Here is a 16,520-nt window from a genome sequence, read left to right as displayed (position 1 = left end):
GACAGGCCGATAATGGCGCCTCATTCAACAGCCGGTTCGCTCATGCAATACCTTTATCCACTGCTGACCGTCATGATCTGGGCGGGCAACAACGTCATCACCAAGGCCGCCGCCGGGCGTATTTTCCCGGCTGAAATCGGCTTCTATCGGTGGTTGCTGGCGGGGGTGTTGTTCACGCCGTTTCTGCTCGGCCCCGTGCTGCGCAACCTGGCGCAGATCAAACCCATCATTGGCAAAGTGGTGGTGCTGGGCGTGCTGGGCATGGCGATTTATCAGAGCCTGGCGTACTACGCGGCGAATATCACGACGGCCACCAACATGGGCATCATTCTGTCGCTGGTGCCGGTGATGACGCTGGGTATGTCGATCGCCAGCCTCGGCACGCGGCTGACTGCAGGCGCACTGGTCGGTGCAATTGTGTCGTTTGCCGGCGTCTTATGGGTGGTGTCACAGGGGAGTTGGAGCTTGCTGGTTGCCCACGGCATCAACATCGGCGACGTGATGATGCTTGTCGCAACGCTGGCCTATGCGACCTACAGCACGCTGCTGAAGAAATGGCAGTTGCGCATGCCGCCATTGCAGCTGCTATACCTGCAGATTCTGGTGGCGATCATTGCGCTGTTTCCACTGTTCGTGATTTCACCGAAGACTGGCTTGAACGCGAGCAACATTCCGTTGGTGCTCTATGCGTGCATCCCGACCTCGATGCTCGCGCCGCTGCTGTGGATGAAAGCGATTTCCATCCTCGGACCCAGCCGTACCACGTTGTTTTTCAACCTGGTGCCGATCCTGACGGCGCTGGTTGCCGCGCTCGCGCTGGGCGAGCAACTGGCGTCGTATCACTTTATCGGCGGTGCCCTGACGCTGGGCGGGGTGATCCTGGCAGAACGCTGGACCACACCGCTGCGCAAGGCCGCAATCCGTTAAACCTGTCTGTCGGATGAACCCGGCAGTCAGGCTTTGTCGTGATCCTCCGCAGCGTGAATCGACACATCGGTAATGCCCAGCACATGGGGCAGACCGATGGTGTCTTCACCGGTATCGAAGGGGTCATCTTCAACGGCCACGTTGTGCTTGAGCGCCAGCTCGTGCACAACCTCGATGATCGGCACGTCGAGGTTTTCAATCAGATCGACATGGTGCTCACCGGCCAGCGTGTACTCGATTTCATAAAGCTCTTTATCGCTCATCGCATCTCTTCCTACGCGACCTCACGGGTCGACTGATCACGAACTACGGCCAAATAAGTCAAAGACCGGCGGCTTTGAGACGCGCGGCGTGTTTCAGGAACCACCCAGGGGATTGGCTCCCTTGCCCACCAGACCGAAGTGCTGGTTGACGATGTCGAAATGGTCGAGCGGGTAGTCATCGCTGATTTAAACCAGGTGAGAACTGCATCTCCCGACCATGCCATCAGATTGACCTCGCTGTTTCGCGAACGTGCGAGCAATTTTCGGCCGGTGAGATTTGACGACAATCGGCCCAGGATGGCCCGGAATTGTTCCTAAGGGCGACAGGTGCGGGTAATGCCCCATCGCCATCAATTTGATCGAACTCTTTTGCCTCTCCAATGCTCCTAAGAGCAACGGGCCAACAATGGCCTTTTTCGCGGAGCGATTCGAATGTTCAAGCAATCCCTGGCAGTAGTGATTTCCATGGCCGCATTGGCTGGTTGCGCATCGACCACCCTGCCCAACCCGGTTGATTACGCGACCTATCGCAATGAGCCGCTGGTCAAGCAAGTCGAAGAAGGCATGACCAAGGAACAAGTCCTGACCATCGGCGGCACGCCATCGACAACTGTTCAGCGTCGCGCCCACCCCGGCACTTGCAACAACTACGTGCTGAATCGCGAAGGCCATCAGCAGGCTTACTACGTCACCTTCGACAACAATGGCCGCGTCAACAGCAAGGGCTTCATGACGTGCGAACAGCGTGACGCCAACGAACGCGCCATGTGATCTAACGCCGTTGGTTTGAATGGATGAGTCCACCCGTAATCACTGTGCCGGTGCATCGCAAGGATGCCCGGCACTGCCGTGATCGCGGGGGATTCGTCCTGAAGCACGCTCGCCCCGCTTTGCCCCACGCTGAAAAACCCCCGCGTCAAAAAGTCCCTCAACAAAAATCAAACTTTTGCCAGTGCCCACCACTCACACCTTAAGACCCCGATCCTGCCGGGCGCCTGCTTCAGGCATGGCGCAACAGAGCGCGACGGAAAAAAACCGGAACAGCCCTGGAGAAATCTGATGATCAATCTGCACCCAATGACCGATGTCGCCACCCTGCGAGAGCGCGCGCGCAAAAACGTCGAAGACGGCGCCGTCACTGAAGGCTACAACGGTGATCGTGATGAGGTCCTGCGTTTGCTGAACTCGTCGCTGGCCACCGAACTGGTCTGCACCCTGCGTTACAAGCGCCATTACTTCATGGCCAAGGGGATTAAATCCCACGCAGCAGCCGATGAGTTTCTGGAACACGCCAATCAAGAACTCGAACACGCTGACAAGCTGGCCGAGCGCATCGTGCAGCTGGGCGGCGAGCCGGAATTCAACCCGGACCTGCTGAGCAAGAATTCCCACGCCCAGTACGTGGCCGGCAACACGCTGAAAGAGATGATTACTGAAGACCTGGTCGCCGAGCGCATCGCGATCGACAGCTACCGCGAAATCATTCAGTACATCGGCGACCAAGACCCAACCACCCGCCGCATCTTTGAAGAGATCCTGGCGCAGGAAGAAGAGCACGCCGACGACATGGCCGACCTGCTCGACGGCCTCTGATACGCAACACGCAATGCAAAAAGCCAGGGCACAGGCCCTGGCTTTTTTGTGGGTGACTTTCAGGCGGGATATTTAGGGTATACCGAGCTATTCGCGAGCAAGCTCGCTCCCAGAAGGGCCAGATCAACAAGACGCCGAATCAGGCGCCGAACCCGGTTATGTGTGAGCGAGCTTGCTCGCGAAGAGGCCCGCACATCCGACGCATGTCAGGCGGCCGTGATGCCGCCTTCGCGAGCAAGCTCACTTCTACAGGACCGGGTACAACGCAAGCCCGCGCCGAAGCCGGGCATATTGAGGAAGTGAAGACGGCACAGATCCGGTGCCGAACTCACTTCACCGTTTTCGGCGCCTTGCCCGAGCGCATCTGCTCCAGCAACGCGGTGCACTGGTTAGGCGCGTCCCCGCTGCTCGGCGCTACGAGTGCCAGCAATCCCGCCGCCGGCCCCACTGCCGCGCCCAGCAGCACCATGCCGGCTCCGCGCAGCAACAGCGGACCCGACTCCACGCCCGCATTGGGCTTGCTGAACGGCCCGCGCACGTACAGCGGCGAACGCAGGGAGAAGACCCGGAAGCCTTTCGATTCCGGCGTGATCTTCATGTCCAGTTGTTCGGTCTTCAGGTTCGCCGTGCCGTCGACGTAAATGATCGCGTTCTCGGTATCGAACACGAACACCTTGGTGCTCGCCAGGCCGTCCTTGAAGCCCACATCAGTGGCCGCGCAGTTGATCTTCACGTCCTTGTCGCCAAACAGCTTGCCGACCACATAGTTACCCACGTTCAGCCCGGCAATCTCCATCAGGCCACGGCTGACAGCGCCGTCGTTCACCAGCATTTTCAGCTCGCCGTTGGAGGTGCCCAGCAAGGCAGCGACCGAGTTGCCGCGGCCACTGAGATCGGCATCACCGTTGAGCTCACCAAAGCTGGTTTTCATCGGTTCGAAGGTCGGGAACAGCTGCTTGAGCTTGAAGCCGCGAGCCGACAACTTGGCGCGGCCTTCCAGCGGCTGGGTATGGCCGTTCAGTTTGATATCGGCGTCGAGCTTGCCGCCGGCGACACCGAAGCGCAGCGGCTGCAGGCTCAGTACGCCATCGTTGAGCACCACGTGGGTGTACAGATCGGTGAACGGCAGGTCGGCGCTCTGCACGATGCGCTTGCCGGTGAACTCAACGTCGGCGTCCATGGCAGCCCAGCGGTCGGTCTTGAACTCCTCGACCGGCAGCACTTTGCCTGTCGGCTGCTTGCTCTCGCCGCCGCGGGTCTTCTGCTCGGCGTTGGAATCGGCGCCGATCAGCGGCTTGAGGTCAGTCATCAGCAACTGATTGGACACCAGCGCGCCGGTCAGCTTGGGACGCGGTTCGCTCGCCACGAAGCCGAGATCACCGTGGATATCGCTGTCACCGATCTTGCCGTTGAAACCCTTGTACTGAAACGACGCACCGGCCGGGTCATGCAGTTTGGCGACGAGGCGGCCATCGGTGGCGTACGGTGGGGAATCCGGCAGGGTCACGCCGGTCAGCGGATACAGGTTGCTGAGGCTGTCGCCGGACAGTTTCAGCCGCAGGTCCAGTTCACCGAGGTTCTGCGGATCGGTCACGGTGCCCGCGATGGCGACACGCAAGGCGCCCGCACTGACGTCGGCCTGTACCGGGAATGGCAGCGCGGCGTCTTTCAGCGCCAACAGACCACCCACTTTGCCGCTGCCGTTGAGTTTCTGGCCGTGATACTGGCCTTTGGCGGTAAAGCCGAAAGCGTAATCCTGAGCCGAAGCGCCCTTGTCCTGGACCTTCTTCGCCTCGCTGCTGCCGACGATGTCGCTGTAGGGAATCGGCTTGCCCAGCGGGTCGATGACCACGTCAACGGCCGTGTTGATCTTCTGGTCGTTGTAGCTCACGAAGCCTTTATCGAAGCCGATCGAGCCGATGTCCACCACCCAGCTCGAGGGTTTGGCGTTCGGGTCGCTCTTAGGCAGATCGAACACCCAGTTGGCGCGGCCATCGGCCAGACGCTCAATTTTCGCATTGGGCTCGGTCAGGTTGATACGTGGAATGACCACGCGCTGGGCCAGCAGCGGCAAGGGAGACAAGCGCAGATCGACGCGCTTGAGCGTGACCATCTGCGGCGTCTTCGACCATTCCGGGTTGCCCAATGCGATGTCTTCCGCCGACATATGCGGCCATGGCACCCAGGCGCGCCAGCCGCCTTCGTCGGGCTCACGGTGCCAGCTCACGGCCAGATTGCCGTTGATGGCAAAGGGGCGATGCAGTTCTGCAGACACCTTTTCATTGATGGTCGGCTTGAGCCGGTTCCAGTCGAACGTGGCGATCACAATGATCAGAATCACCAGCAACAGCAGCAGGATTGCGGCTGTCCAGGCGAAAATTTTACGGCCTCGCGTCATTGCGTCATCTCCCCAAAACCGACGCGCCGTCCAGGGCGCGTCTCGTACGTCGTAACGGTTCGACTGAGAAAAGCCGCGTCGGTTTGATGAAATCTGTATTCAGGGTCAGAAAAGTTCCGCCCCCCGCCCATACCGTACGTCCAGACGATCGCCACTGTTGATCCGAAACGCGCTGAGAAGCCCGCCCGGCAAGGGGTCCGCAGCCGCATCATTTCTGTCGATGGTCACCATCAGCCCGCTGAACTTCTTTATCCACAGGTCAGCGGTAAAATCGCCAGCACGTTCACACAACCCTTTACACCCGAGCATCCTTCCATGAAACGCCAATTGATTGCCCTGACCCTTTCCCTACTTGCCTCGAGCGCGTTTGCGATGCCTGCCAGCGAACAAGCGATCCTTGGCGAAGCGAAGGCGACGCAGCATTCCGGTTTGCCGACCGTTGCGCAGGACGGCCCGGATCGATTGATCAATCAATACCAGCGCGTTGCCGACAACGGCCCTGATCGGCTGATTCAGCAGTATCAGCGGGTTTCCTGATTCTTACCCGTTGCATCGAAAAGCTTCCCGGCTAAAGCCGGTCCTACGGAAACAACGCGGCGCTGGATTAGTGGGACCGGCTTTAGCCGGGAAGAGGCCGGTTTGAGCACCCTCAATCCGCCAGCATAAGCGCGAGAACCGCCCGGCCTTGATCGCCGGGCTTTTTATTGCCCGACGTGAAACCGGGTTCGACGCCACGCAAACGCATTTGCTAGAGTTGCGGCCCATGCCTTCATCAGATACACGCCCCATGCTGCCCCGCGCCGAACAGAAACAGCAGACCCGCCATGCCCTGCTCGATGCAGCCCGGGGCCTGATGGAGAGCGGACGTGGTTTTGGCAGCCTGAGCCTGCGCGAAGTGGCGAAAACCGCCGGCATCGTGCCCACCGGTTTCTACCGGCATTTCGATGACATGGACCACCTCGGCCTAGCGCTGGTCAGCGAAGTCGGCCAGACCTTCCGTGAAACCATCCGCCGCGTGCGCCACAACCACAACATCGACAGCGGCATCATCGACGCCTCTATCCGCATCTTTCTGGATGTCGTGGCCGCTAACCGCTCGCAGTTTCTGTTTCTGGCGCGCGAGCAATACGGCGGCTCGCTGAAAGTCCGTCAGGCGCTTGGTGCACTGCGCGAAGGCATCATCGCCGACCTCGCGACCGACCTGGCGTCGATGCCCAAATTCCAGCACCTGAACACCGACGACCTCTCGGTCATGGCCGACCTTGTGGTCAAAAGCGTATTCGCCATGCTCCCTGAGCTGATCGACCCGCCGCCCCCGGCCTTGGCCGCACACCTGACCCCGCGCGCGAAAATCACCCAGCAACTGCGCTTCATCTTTATCGGCGCCAAGCGCTGGCAGGGACTGGGCAGCACCGAGTGACCCGCGACGCTTCACGGCTCTGCATTACGCCCAAACCCTTCACCCCGCACCACCGAAGTGCGTTGCTGCGACTGATGCACCGATAAGACGCATCCGATAGCTCTGCCCATTCATCGCTGCACCGTATTCAGGCAATTTCTGCGCTTCACGCCTGTTGGCAAGGCACTTGCTCTAGCCCTTGCATCGCACATTGCTGGAAGCTTTCTGATGCTCGTCATTCATCAAAGAACCGAACCTCAGGCTGAATGGGCCGCAGAGCTGCATTTGATTTTCGAGGCCCGGAGCAAAAGCCGGCTGCGCTGTTTCAGTGCCGAAGGTGAAGACGTCGGGCTTTTCCTTGAACGGGGTCAGCCGCCGTTGCGTGACGGAGATTTCCTCAAGGCTGAAGACGGCCGGATCGTGCGTGTCTGCGCGCGCCCTGAACAACTGATGCACGTGACCTGCAGCAACGCGTTCGAACTGACCCGCGCGGCGTATCACTTGGGCAACCGCCATGTGGCGCTGCAAGTGGGCGACGGCTGGCTGCGTCTGCTCGACGACTACGTGCTCAAGGCCATGCTCGATCAACTGGGCGCCACCACCGAATCCATCGAAGCGCCCTTCCAGCCTGAACACGGGGCCTACGGTGGCGGCCATCACCACTCCCGCGCCGGTGAAGAAGATTTCAATTACGCGCCGCGCATTCATCAATTCGGCGTGCGCACGTGAACGCTGCCTGGGCGCTGCTGCGTCTGGCGAGCCCGCAATTGCCGATCGGCGGTTACAGCTATTCCCAAGGCCTGGAAATGGCGGTCGAGCAATCCACCGTTCACGACTCGGCCAGCGCCGCCCGCTGGATTGGCGACCAATTGCTGCTCAACCTTGCGCGATTCGAAGCGCCGCTTTTACTGGCGCACTGCACGGCGGCTGCCGAAGACGACTGGGCGACGTTGCTGCAATTGAGCGAAGGACACCGCGCCAGCCGCGAAACCCGCGAGCTGCATCTGGAAAGTCGGCAGATGGGTTACTCGCTGCAGCAATTGCTCAACGGCCTGCCGGAAATGGATCAGCCCGCACGGGATTTTCTGCAGCGCATGGGCGAGCCGCATCTGGCGCTGGGCTGGGCACTGGCTGCGCGCGCCTGGCAGATCAGTCCTCAGGACGCGCTCGCCGCCTGGCTCTGGAGCTGGCTGGAAAACCAGCTGGCGGTGCTGATGAAAACCCTGCCACTGGGGCAGCAAGCCGCCCAGCGCCTGACCAGCGAGTTGCTGCCGCTGCTGCAGAACGCCCAGCAGCACGCGACCGCGCTGAATCCTGAACACATCGGCAGCGCGCCATTCGGTCTGGCGCTGGCGAGCATGAACCATGAGCGGCAGTACAGCCGCCTGTTCCGATCATGAGGTGGCCGCCATCGGCGCAGCGCCTCGAACCGCACAACCTGCTTAACGGAGAGAACGAATGAACAGCCAACCTTTGCGCGTCGGCATCGGCGGTCCGGTCGGTTCCGGCAAGACCGCCCTGACCCTCGCGCTGTGCCTGGCCCTGCGAGATCGCTACAACCTGGCGGTGGTCACCAACGACATCTACACCCGTGAAGACGCTGATTTTCTGGTGCGCAACGAAGCACTCGCGCCTGAGCGCATCATCGGCGTGGAAACCGGCGGCTGCCCGCACACGGCGATCCGCGAAGACGCGTCGATCAATCTGGAAGCCGTCGACCAGCTCAATCGGCGCTTCGAGGGTCTGGACCTGATCATCGTCGAATCCGGTGGCGACAACCTGTCCGCGACGTTCAGTCCGGAGCTGTCGGACCTCACCATTTATGTGATCGACGTGTCGGCGGGTGACAAACTGCCGCGCAAGGGTGGCCCCGGCATCTGCAAATCCGATCTGCTGGTGATCAACAAGATCGACCTCGCGCCGCTGGTGGGTGCCTCGCTGGAGATGATGGACCGCGACACGAAGAAGATGCGCGGCGACAAGCCGTTCGTGTTCAGCAACCAGAAAACCGGTCACGGCCTGGAGCAGATCGTCGCATTCATCGAGCGCCAGGGCCTGCTGACTGCGGCCTGATTCGTACATCTTAAGGACTCAAGGAATTCATTCATGAACGGCAAAAAAGTATTCGGCGCGTTGGCGCTGCTCCTCGTTCCGGCGCTGGCCTTCGCCCACCCCGGCCACGACGAAAGCGGTCTTGTGGCAGGCATCAGCCATCCATTGGGCGGCATCGATCACCTGCTGGCGATGATTGCTGTCGGGCTCTGGGCTGCACAGCAAAAAGGCGCCGCGCGCTGGGCGCTGCCGTGCACGTTTGTCGGCACCATGCTGCTCGGCGGCTTGCTCGGGTTTGAAGGGCTGGCGCTGCCTGCACTGGAAAGCGGGATTGCGGCCTCGGTGTTTGCGTTGGGCTTGGCGGTGGCGCTGGCGGTGCGTCCGCCACTGATCGTGGCCGTGGCGGCGACGGCGCTGTTTGCGCTGTTCCACGGCGTGGCCCATGGTCTGGAGCTGCCGGAGATGTCGAGCCCTTGGGGTTACGCCCTCGGTTTCGTCGGCGCGACCGCTGCACTGCACGCGGCGGGTTATGCCGTGGTGCGCTTCCTGCCAACGGCGGCGGCCCCGGTCGTGCGGATCGCAGGCGCCTTGTCGGCGGCGACCGGCGTCTGGTTGTTCGCGGGCTGAATGACGCTGCGATAAAACCAGACCGCAGATATATGTCTACCGACAGGTCAATTGTGGGAGCGAGCTTGCTCGCGAAGAGGTCCGAACATCCGCTCAATCTTCAGCGGTTGAAATACCGTCTTCGCGAGCAAGCTCACTCCTACAGGGATCGCGTTTTGCGTTGAACGGCAGGCATTTCCGATAGGGCTTGGCGGGGATCAATTGATCCCCGCTGCCCCGCTCGCCTCGCCTCCTGCTACCATGTCGCGCAATTTGCCACTGCCGTGACGCCATCCAATGCCTGACGCTTCCCTCCCCACCGCCAAGTCTGAACTGTCCGCCCTGTTCACTGAGCTGCAGCAGCACTTCATGGGCGTGGTCGTGCCGTTGTGGCAAGGCCCGGGGTGGAATGCCGAGATGGCGTTGCCGTTCGAGGCGCTCGACGCTCAGCATCGGCCTCTGCCGCCACAGCGCTACCGGGCCATGGCCTGTGCGCGCCAGCTGTTCCTGTTTTCAAGCCTGATCGATCACCCCGACGTCCCCGACGCCGCTACCCGAGCGGCGGCGCTGTTTCGTTCGTTGCAGCAGCATTTTCACGATGCCGAGCACGGCGGCTGGTTCTACAGCATTGATCCACAGGGCGCGCCGCTGGACCGTCGCAAGGACCTCTATACCCACGCCTTCATCGTCTTCGCCTGCGCGCATTACTGGGGCAAGGTCCGTGAGCCGCTGGTGGAGTCGGTGCTCAATGCCGCCCTGAACGTGGTCGCCGAGCGCTTTGCCGACGGCGATGGCTTGTATGAATCCGTGCTGGCCGAAGACTGGTCTTCGCTGAACGCCGGCCCGCTGCAGAACCCGCTGATGCATCTGGCCGAAGCCTTTCTCGGCACACTGGCCGTGCGCGACGACGCTGACACGCGGGCGGCGCTGGATGGGTTGGTGGACGCCATGCAACGACGCTTTGTCGATGTTGAGCATGGGGTGATGCTGGAGAAACCGCTGGACGCTGTGGATAACTGGTCCGAGCCGGGTCACCAGTTCGAATGGTTCTACTTGCTGGCGTCTTCCGCGCGGCTGCGGGGCACGCCGCTGTATCGCTCGCTGGAGACCGCGTTCGCCCACGCCGAGGCACAGGGCGTCGATCAAACGACGGGCGCGGTCGCGGCGATGCTGGAAGTGGACGGCTCCGTGAAAGACGGCACGCAGCGTATCTGGGCCCAGGCTGAATACCTGCGCGCGTTGACCTTGCGGCCTGATAGCGAGCACCTGCTGGCGCGTCAGTTGAACGCGCTGCAAGCGCAGTTCCTGCACCCCACCGGCTGGAACGAATGCCTCGACAGCCAGGGGCAGATCAGCCGCAGCGACATGCCGTCGACGACGCCGTATCACCTGGCGACCTGCTACATCGGGTTGGCCGAGTATTTCAGCGGCTGAGCTGACTCCCTGATGGTCATCCCATCAGAGATTGGCGAAGCCCCTGTGGGAGCGAGCTTGCTCGCGAATGGGCAGGTACATCCGCTAAAGATTCAGCAATTGAAATGCCGTCTTCGTGAGCAAGCTCACTCCCACAATTTGACCGCGCTCGGCACCTGATTCTGCGCCTTACTCAACCCCGTGGGAGCGAGCTTGCTCGCGAATGGGCAGGTACATCCGCTAAAGATTCAGCGATTGAAATGCCGTCTTCGTGAGCAAGCTCACTCTCACATGGACGGCGCTGCTTTCTAAAACGCGCCGCGTGCCGGGCGGCGCTAATCACCTAAAACCCTACTTACTTCTCCCCACGACTGCGATCAATCGCAAACCCGGCCCAGGTCTGGCTCACAGGCATCAGCTCCAGGCTGTTGACGTTGACGTGGGCCGGGGTGTTCATGATCCAGAAGATAGTGTCGGCGATGTCTTGGGGCTGGATAGGCTCTGCACCTGCGTAGGTCGCGTCGTACTTGGCCTGATCGCCGCCGAAGCGCACGAGCGAGAACTCACTCTCACACAAACCCGGCTCAAGGTTAGTCACGCGTACGCCGGTGCCGACCAAGTCGTTGCGCAGGTTCAGCGAAAACTGTCCGACGAACGCTTTGGTGCCGCCATAAACGTTACCGCCCGGGTACGGATAATTCCCCGCCACCGAACCAAGGTTGACGATGCTGGCGCCGCGGCCGTATGCAATCAGACGCGAAAGCAGCGTGCGCGTCGTGTAAACCAGCCCTTTGATATTGGTGTCGATCATGGTGTCCCAGTCATCCAGATCGCACTTGGGTGCAGGATCGATCCCCAGCGCCAGGCCCGCGTTGTTGATCAGGCCACGAATCTTCGCGAATTCAGCCGGCAGGCTTTCCACAGCGCGCTCCACGCCTGCGCGATCGCGCACGTCCAGCGTCAGCGTGTGCACCTTGGTCTGTTTCGACAATTCAGCGCTCAGCGCCTGCAAGCGGTCTTCACGGCGACCGGTCAGCACCAGTGACCAGCCCGCCTCGGCAAAACGACGGGCGCAGGCTTCGCCGAACCCGGAAGTGGCCCCGGTAATGAATACGGTAGAGGTCATTTCTTTCTCCTGACTAAAGATGCGGGCTTATCAAGCCAAGCGGGAATGTCACGCAAGCTGCGTTGCGTGTAAGAAGGTTCTGGAGAATGCCCGCGCAGACAGGCCGGGATCAAGCACCATCAGCAACATCGTCATACAACTGCTTTGCTGTATAAAAAACAACCAATGACTCCAAGGCCTTATGCCATCTGGCCTGCAGACACTTTTGCCCACCTTATCCACAGTCAGACAACCATTTTCTGGGGGCAACTCGAAACGCCGGAAGTCCCGGCATACGGGGCGTGTGGGTAACTCGAACGATGTTTTTACTTGACCGGCCATGGGCCATCTGCCGTCCAATTCACCCGGGACTTGGGTGCGCGGACAGGAATGACGCGTCGAGGCCAGAGATTGCGCTATCTGCGGCGGTCTTTCCAACGGTTGCGCACAGACTTATCCACAGGCGGGCGCCGCTTAAAGACTGTATAAAAAACCAGCCAGAACAACGTTGACAAACCCCCGCAAAATACCGGCCGAAACGACTGATCAAAAATTGATCAGAAGGCTGTAAGCCACGTAATCAAAGGCTTGCAGCCAGCTGCTGACAACTTATTCACAGTCACCTCCACAGTAAAACTGAACAAGTCAAAAGCGTGACAAAACAGCGATTTGCAGCGGCTATATGTCGCGTTTTCGCAACTGCCCAAAATTGTTTTCCACAATTCCACTTCCCCACAAAAAAGCCCCGGGAGTTATCCACCCGGGGCTTGTTTTAACAGCAGGATCAGGAATCAATGACCGCCGAGATAGGCGTTCCTGACCTCCTCGTTGGTGAGCAATTCCTTACCCGTGCCGGTCAGACGAATCTCGCCGTTGACCATCACGTAAGCGCGGTCCGACAGCTTCAGCGCATGGTTGGCGTTCTGCTCGACCAGGAAGATGGTCATGCCGGTCTGCGCCAGCTCACGCAGCGTCGCGAAGATCTGCTTAACGATGATCGGCGCCAGCCCCAGGCTCGGCTCGTCCAGCAACAGCAACTTGGGACGGCTCATCAGCGCGCGGGCGATGGCGAGCATTTGCTGCTCGCCGCCGGACATGGTCATTGCCCGCTGGTTACGACGCTCCTTGAGCCGCGGAAACATCTCGAACATGCGCTGCATGTCTTCGCTGGCGTGTTTGTCGCCGATGGGGATGGTGCCCATCATCAGGTTCTCTTCCACCGACATGTCCGGGAACACGCGGCGGCCTTCCGGCGATTGCGCGATGCCGTTGGACGCAATGTAGTGGGACGACTTGTGGGTGATGTCGGTGCCCTGGTAGATGATCTGGCCGCTGGCCGCGCGCGGCTGGCCGAAGATCGACATCAGCAGCGTGGATTTGCCCGCGCCGTTGGAGCCGATTAGGCTGACCGTCTCGCCCTCGTCAATGTGCATCGAGACTTTCTTCAGGGCCTGGATCGGCCCGTAATACACGTCGATCTCTTTCAGTTCGAGGATCGGCTTACTCATACCAACTCCTCTTCATCAGCGCCCAGATACGCTGCGATCACTTTCGGATCGTTGCGGATCTGTTCCGGTTTGCCCTTGGCTATCACGTTGCCGTGGTCGAGCACGACGATGTCGTCGGAAATCCCCATGACCATGCCCATGTCGTGCTCGATCAGCACGATGGTCATGTCGTGATCGTCGCGCAGGTGGCGAATCATGCCGCTCAGCGCTTCGGTTTCCTGCGGGTTCAAACCCGCCGCCGGTTCGTCCAGGCAGATGACCTGCGGACGCGTGCACATCGCCCGCGCGATCTCCAGACGGCGTTGCTGGCCGTAGGAAAGCTCACCGGCCAGACGGTTGGCGCAGTCCACCAGATCCACCACTTCGAGCCAGTAGAACGCGGTGTTCATGGCGTCGTCTTCAGCCTTGCGATAGGCCTTGGTGTTGAGAATGCCGGCGAGCATGTTGCGATTGACCCACATGTGCTGTGCAACGAGCAGGTTCTCGACGACGGACATTTCCTTGAACAGGCGAATATTCTGGAAAGTTCGCGCAAGCCCCGCACGGTTTACCAAATGTGTGCCGCCGAACATCTTGTAGTACAGCCGGCTGCCGAAGCGCTTCGGCGAAGCGAAGTCGGCGGCGCGAAACTGCTCGCCGAGCAACTGAATGACGTTGGTTTTCTTGCCCCGCGCATTGAGCTCGATGCGCCCGCCGGTGGCTTTGTAAAAGCCGGTCAGGCAGTTGAACACCGTGGTCTTGCCGGCGCCGTTCGGGCCGATGAGGGCGAAGATCGAGTTGCGCCGCACTTGCAGGCTGACGTCGCTGAGGGCCTTGATGCCGCCGAAGTGCATCATCAGGTTTTCGACGGACAGAACGATTTCGTCGCTCATCACGCGCCCTCCACTTTGGCCAGCACGCCTTTGCGTGGCTGCACGCCGGTACGGCTGATGCGAATCAGGCCACGGGGACGCCAGATCATCATCAGCACCATGAGGATGCCGAACAACAAGACGCGGTATTCCGCGAAGCTGCGCAGCAGTTCCGGTGCAACGGTCAGCACGAACGCCGCAATGACCACGCCGACGGTCGAGCCCATGCCTCCCAGCACGACGATAGCGAGGATCAGCGCCGACTCGAAGAAGGTGAACGAGGTCGGGTTGACGAAGCCTTGATAACTGGCGAAGAACACCCCCGCCAGACCGGCCGTCGACGCGCCGATGGTGAAGGCCGACAGCTTGACCAGCACGTGATTCAGGCCCATCGAGCGGCAGGCGATCTCGTCTTCACGCAGCGCTTCCCACGCGCGGCCTACCGGCATGCGGGTCAGGCGGTGTTTGACGTACAGCACCGCCAGCACCACCAGAAACAGCACGGTGTAGATGAAGATGAATTTCAGGTCGGGGTTGTATTCGAAGCCGAAGTACTCGTGGATCGGGATGCCGCCGTCTTTGGCGCGACGTCCGAATTCCAGCCCGAAGAAGGTCGGCGAAGGCACCGGCACGCCGTTCGGGCCGCCGGTGAACGACAGCCAGTTATTGAGCACCAGACGAATGATCTCGCCGAAGCCCAGGGTCACGATTGCCAGGTAGTCCCCGTGCATGCGGAGCACCGGAAAGCCGAGAATGCAACCGGCAAGCGCCGCAGCGATCGCCGCCAACGGCAGCGCCGACCAGAACCCCAGGCCCAGGTACTGATAACCCAGCGCCAGGCCGTACGCGCCAATCGCATAGAAGGCGACGTAACCCAGATCGAGCAGACCGGCGAGGCCGACCACGATATTGAGGCCCAGTCCCAGCAGCACGTAGATCAGGCCAAGGATCACCACGGTCAGCACGTACTTGTCAGCGAAGATCGGGAAGATCACTGCGATGAGGATCATCAGCGGAATGATAAAACGCAGGCGCGTCTTGTAACCCGGCGGCAGCACGTGCACGCCAGAGCCCGAGCTTTCGAAACTCTGCGCGATGGCCACGCCCTTCGGCGTCTGCAGGAACAGGCTCATGAAGAAACGACCGACAACGACAACGCCGACGAGCACGGCGACGCGGCCCGGTTGCAGGTTGAAGCCATAGCCATCCAGCACGATGCCGACAATCGGGCCGAACACGATCAGCGCCAGCAGCCCGGCGATCACCGCGTCGATCAGGCTTTGTTTGATATCAATGGGTTTAGTAGGTGCAGACATGGTTATACCTTCGCCACAAGTGGGCGACCCAGCAGGCCTTGGGGACGGAAGATCAGAATCACTACCAGCAGGCCGAAACTGAACACATCTTTGTAGTCGGAGTTGATCAGCCCGGAGAACTGCGACTCGGCAACCCCCAGGATCAGGCCGCCAAGCATGGCCCCCGGCAACGAACCAATGCCGCCGAGTACCGCTGCGGTAAACGCCTTGATGCCGATGACGAAGCCGGCGAAGAAGTCGAAGGTGCCGTAGTTCATGGTGATCAGCACGCCAGCCAATGCCGCCATGGCCGCACCAATGACGAATACGTAGGAAATCACCCGGTCGGTGTTGATGCCCAGAATCGAGGCCATCTTGCGATCCTGTTGCGTGGCGCGGCACATCCGGCCCAGCTTGGTGTACTTGATAATGTAGGTCAGTACGCCCATGCCGACGAAGGCAGCGATCAGGATGAAGATTTTGGTGTAGGTGATCTGTACGAAACCGCTGCCGACATCGAAGCGCATGGCGCCTTCGAGCAGGGTCGGAACGCCTTGCTGGCGTGGGCCCTGAGCGATCTGCGCGTAGTTCTGCAGAATCAGGGAGATGCCGATCGCGCTGATCAGTGGCGCCAGACGGGTCGAGTTACGCAGCGGTTTGTACGCCACTCGCTCGATGACGAAACCGTACACACCGGTGACCACGATGGTGAAGATCAGTGTGCCAAGAATCAGAAAGGGGAATGACTCAACGCCGAAGAATGACAGCACGGCAAGGCCGATGGCTGCGAGGTAGGCGGAGATCATGTAAACGTCGCCGTGGGCGAAGTTGATCATGCCGATGATGCCGTAGACCATCGTGTAACCGATGGCGATCAGGCCATAGACCGAGCCCAGTGTCAGGCCGTTGACCATTTGCTGCAGGAAAATACCGTCCATCACGCACGCTCACGAACTTGAAAGGCCGACCTGGCGCGCGCGACCATTCCCTCGTGAGGAATAGAGCGGCGCACACAGTGGCAACAGAAGAAATCCGGCGCCGCCGTCAGACAGCGCCGATTACCGGATCAGGCTGTTTCCTGGCTCACCCCCGGGAAACAGCAGATCCGAC

17 protein-coding genes and 1 pseudogene are annotated in these 16,520 nt (G+C 60.6%); 10 read left to right on the top strand and 8 right to left on the bottom strand.

Translation table 11 applies throughout. The features are described from left to right. Positions 1-42: 42 nt before the first annotated feature. Positions 43-927, top strand: coding sequence for a DMT family transporter (locus QMX88_RS07370; protein ID WP_282367803.1), 885 nt, complete (start codon positions 43-45; stop codon positions 925-927). Positions 928-953: 26 nt separating this feature from the next. On the opposite strand, the gene QMX88_RS07365 is transcribed toward QMX88_RS07370, so the two are convergent. Continuing rightward, entirely contained in the window at positions 954-1,190 is a 237-nt protein-coding gene (locus QMX88_RS07365) for a hypothetical protein (protein ID WP_037015625.1), read from the bottom strand. Positions 1,191-1,248: 58 nt separating this feature from the next. Then, positions 1,249-1,448: pseudogene (locus QMX88_RS07360) on the bottom strand (triacylglycerol lipase); the annotation flags it as partial. 174 nt (positions 1,449-1,622) lie between these two features. Here QMX88_RS07360 and osmE point away from each other — a divergent pair. Both osmE and QMX88_RS07350 read left to right on the top strand, forming a co-directional pair. Beyond that, a complete protein-coding gene (osmE, locus tag QMX88_RS07355) occupies positions 1,623-1,961 on the top strand; it encodes an osmotically-inducible lipoprotein OsmE (protein WP_133774484.1) in 339 nt (112 codons plus the stop codon). Positions 1,962-2,249: 288 nt separating this feature from the next. Further along, positions 2,250-2,783: a ferritin-like domain-containing protein gene (locus QMX88_RS07350; protein ID WP_065987767.1), complete on the top strand. Its 534-nt coding sequence runs from the start codon at positions 2,250-2,252 to the stop codon at positions 2,781-2,783. 328 nt (positions 2,784-3,111) lie between these two features. Here QMX88_RS07350 and QMX88_RS07345 read toward each other — a convergent pair whose 3' ends face one another. Further along, positions 3,112-5,181, bottom strand: coding sequence for an AsmA family protein (locus tag QMX88_RS07345; protein WP_282367802.1), 2,070 nt, complete (start codon positions 5,179-5,181; stop codon positions 3,112-3,114). A 315-nt stretch (positions 5,182-5,496) separates the two neighbouring features. Between QMX88_RS07345 and QMX88_RS07340 the strand changes: the two genes are divergently transcribed. From QMX88_RS07340 to QMX88_RS07310, 7 genes are all read left to right on the top strand, one after another. Then, positions 5,497-5,718 (top strand): hypothetical protein, encoded by a 222-nt coding sequence (locus tag QMX88_RS07340; RefSeq protein ID WP_122533791.1) that lies wholly within the window; start codon positions 5,497-5,499, stop codon positions 5,716-5,718. A 250-nt stretch (positions 5,719-5,968) separates the two neighbouring features. Beyond that, a complete protein-coding gene (locus tag QMX88_RS07335; RefSeq protein ID WP_192171470.1) occupies positions 5,969-6,601 on the top strand; it encodes a TetR family transcriptional regulator in 633 nt (210 codons plus the stop codon). A 207-nt stretch (positions 6,602-6,808) separates the two neighbouring features. Then, complete coding sequence (gene ureE, locus QMX88_RS07330; RefSeq protein ID WP_192171068.1) at positions 6,809-7,309, top strand: urease accessory protein UreE; 501 nt, start codon at positions 6,809-6,811, stop codon at positions 7,307-7,309. Further along, positions 7,306-7,980, top strand: a complete 675-nt coding sequence (locus tag QMX88_RS07325) for an urease accessory protein UreF (protein WP_282367800.1) — start codon at positions 7,306-7,308, stop codon at positions 7,978-7,980. Before ureE ends, QMX88_RS07325 begins: the two co-directional genes overlap by 4 nt. A 58-nt stretch (positions 7,981-8,038) precedes the next feature. Beyond that, positions 8,039-8,653 carry an urease accessory protein UreG gene (gene ureG, locus QMX88_RS07320; RefSeq protein WP_037015648.1) on the top strand — a complete coding sequence of 205 codons (615 nt, stop codon included), beginning with the start codon at positions 8,039-8,041 and terminating at the stop codon, positions 8,651-8,653. A 33-nt stretch (positions 8,654-8,686) separates the two neighbouring features. Then, positions 8,687-9,259: a HupE/UreJ family protein gene (locus tag QMX88_RS07315; protein ID WP_282367795.1), complete on the top strand. Its 573-nt coding sequence runs from the start codon at positions 8,687-8,689 to the stop codon at positions 9,257-9,259. Between the two features lie 276 nt (positions 9,260-9,535). Further along, positions 9,536-10,672, top strand: a complete 1,137-nt coding sequence (locus QMX88_RS07310) for an AGE family epimerase/isomerase (protein ID WP_282367793.1) — start codon at positions 9,536-9,538, stop codon at positions 10,670-10,672. Positions 10,673-11,006: 334 nt separating this feature from the next. Here the strand turns inward: QMX88_RS07310 and QMX88_RS07305 are convergent, their stop codons facing one another. The 5 genes from QMX88_RS07305 to QMX88_RS07285 form a co-directional block, all read right to left on the bottom strand. Beyond that, positions 11,007-11,777 (bottom strand): SDR family oxidoreductase, encoded by a 771-nt coding sequence (locus tag QMX88_RS07305; protein WP_065987776.1) that lies wholly within the window; start codon positions 11,775-11,777, stop codon positions 11,007-11,009. Positions 11,778-12,547: 770 nt separating this feature from the next. Next, the gene (locus QMX88_RS07300) at positions 12,548-13,264 is read right to left on the bottom strand and encodes an ABC transporter ATP-binding protein (protein ID WP_065987777.1); all 717 of its coding nucleotides are present in this window, start codon (positions 13,262-13,264) and stop codon (positions 12,548-12,550) included. Then, complete coding sequence (locus QMX88_RS07295; RefSeq protein ID WP_192171073.1) at positions 13,261-14,136, bottom strand: ABC transporter ATP-binding protein; 876 nt, start codon at positions 14,134-14,136, stop codon at positions 13,261-13,263. The genes QMX88_RS07300 and QMX88_RS07295 overlap by 4 nt, the downstream gene beginning before the upstream one ends. Then, on the bottom strand, positions 14,136-15,431 hold the full coding sequence (gene livM / locus QMX88_RS07290; protein ID WP_192171074.1) for a high-affinity branched-chain amino acid ABC transporter permease LivM: 1,296 nt from the start codon (positions 15,429-15,431) through the stop codon (positions 14,136-14,138). The genes QMX88_RS07295 and livM overlap by 1 nt, the downstream gene beginning before the upstream one ends. 2 nt (positions 15,432-15,433) lie before the next feature. Beyond that, entirely contained in the window at positions 15,434-16,348 is a 915-nt protein-coding gene (locus QMX88_RS07285; RefSeq protein ID WP_037015668.1) for an ABC transporter permease subunit, read from the bottom strand. Positions 16,349-16,520 lie beyond the last annotated feature (172 nt).

Origin of the sequence: Pseudomonas sp. PS02290 (assembly GCF_029960075.1) — a bacterium.
GTDB lineage: Bacteria > Pseudomonadota > Gammaproteobacteria > Pseudomonadales > Pseudomonadaceae > Aquipseudomonas.
This window is presented reverse-complemented; position numbering and strand designations above follow the sequence as displayed.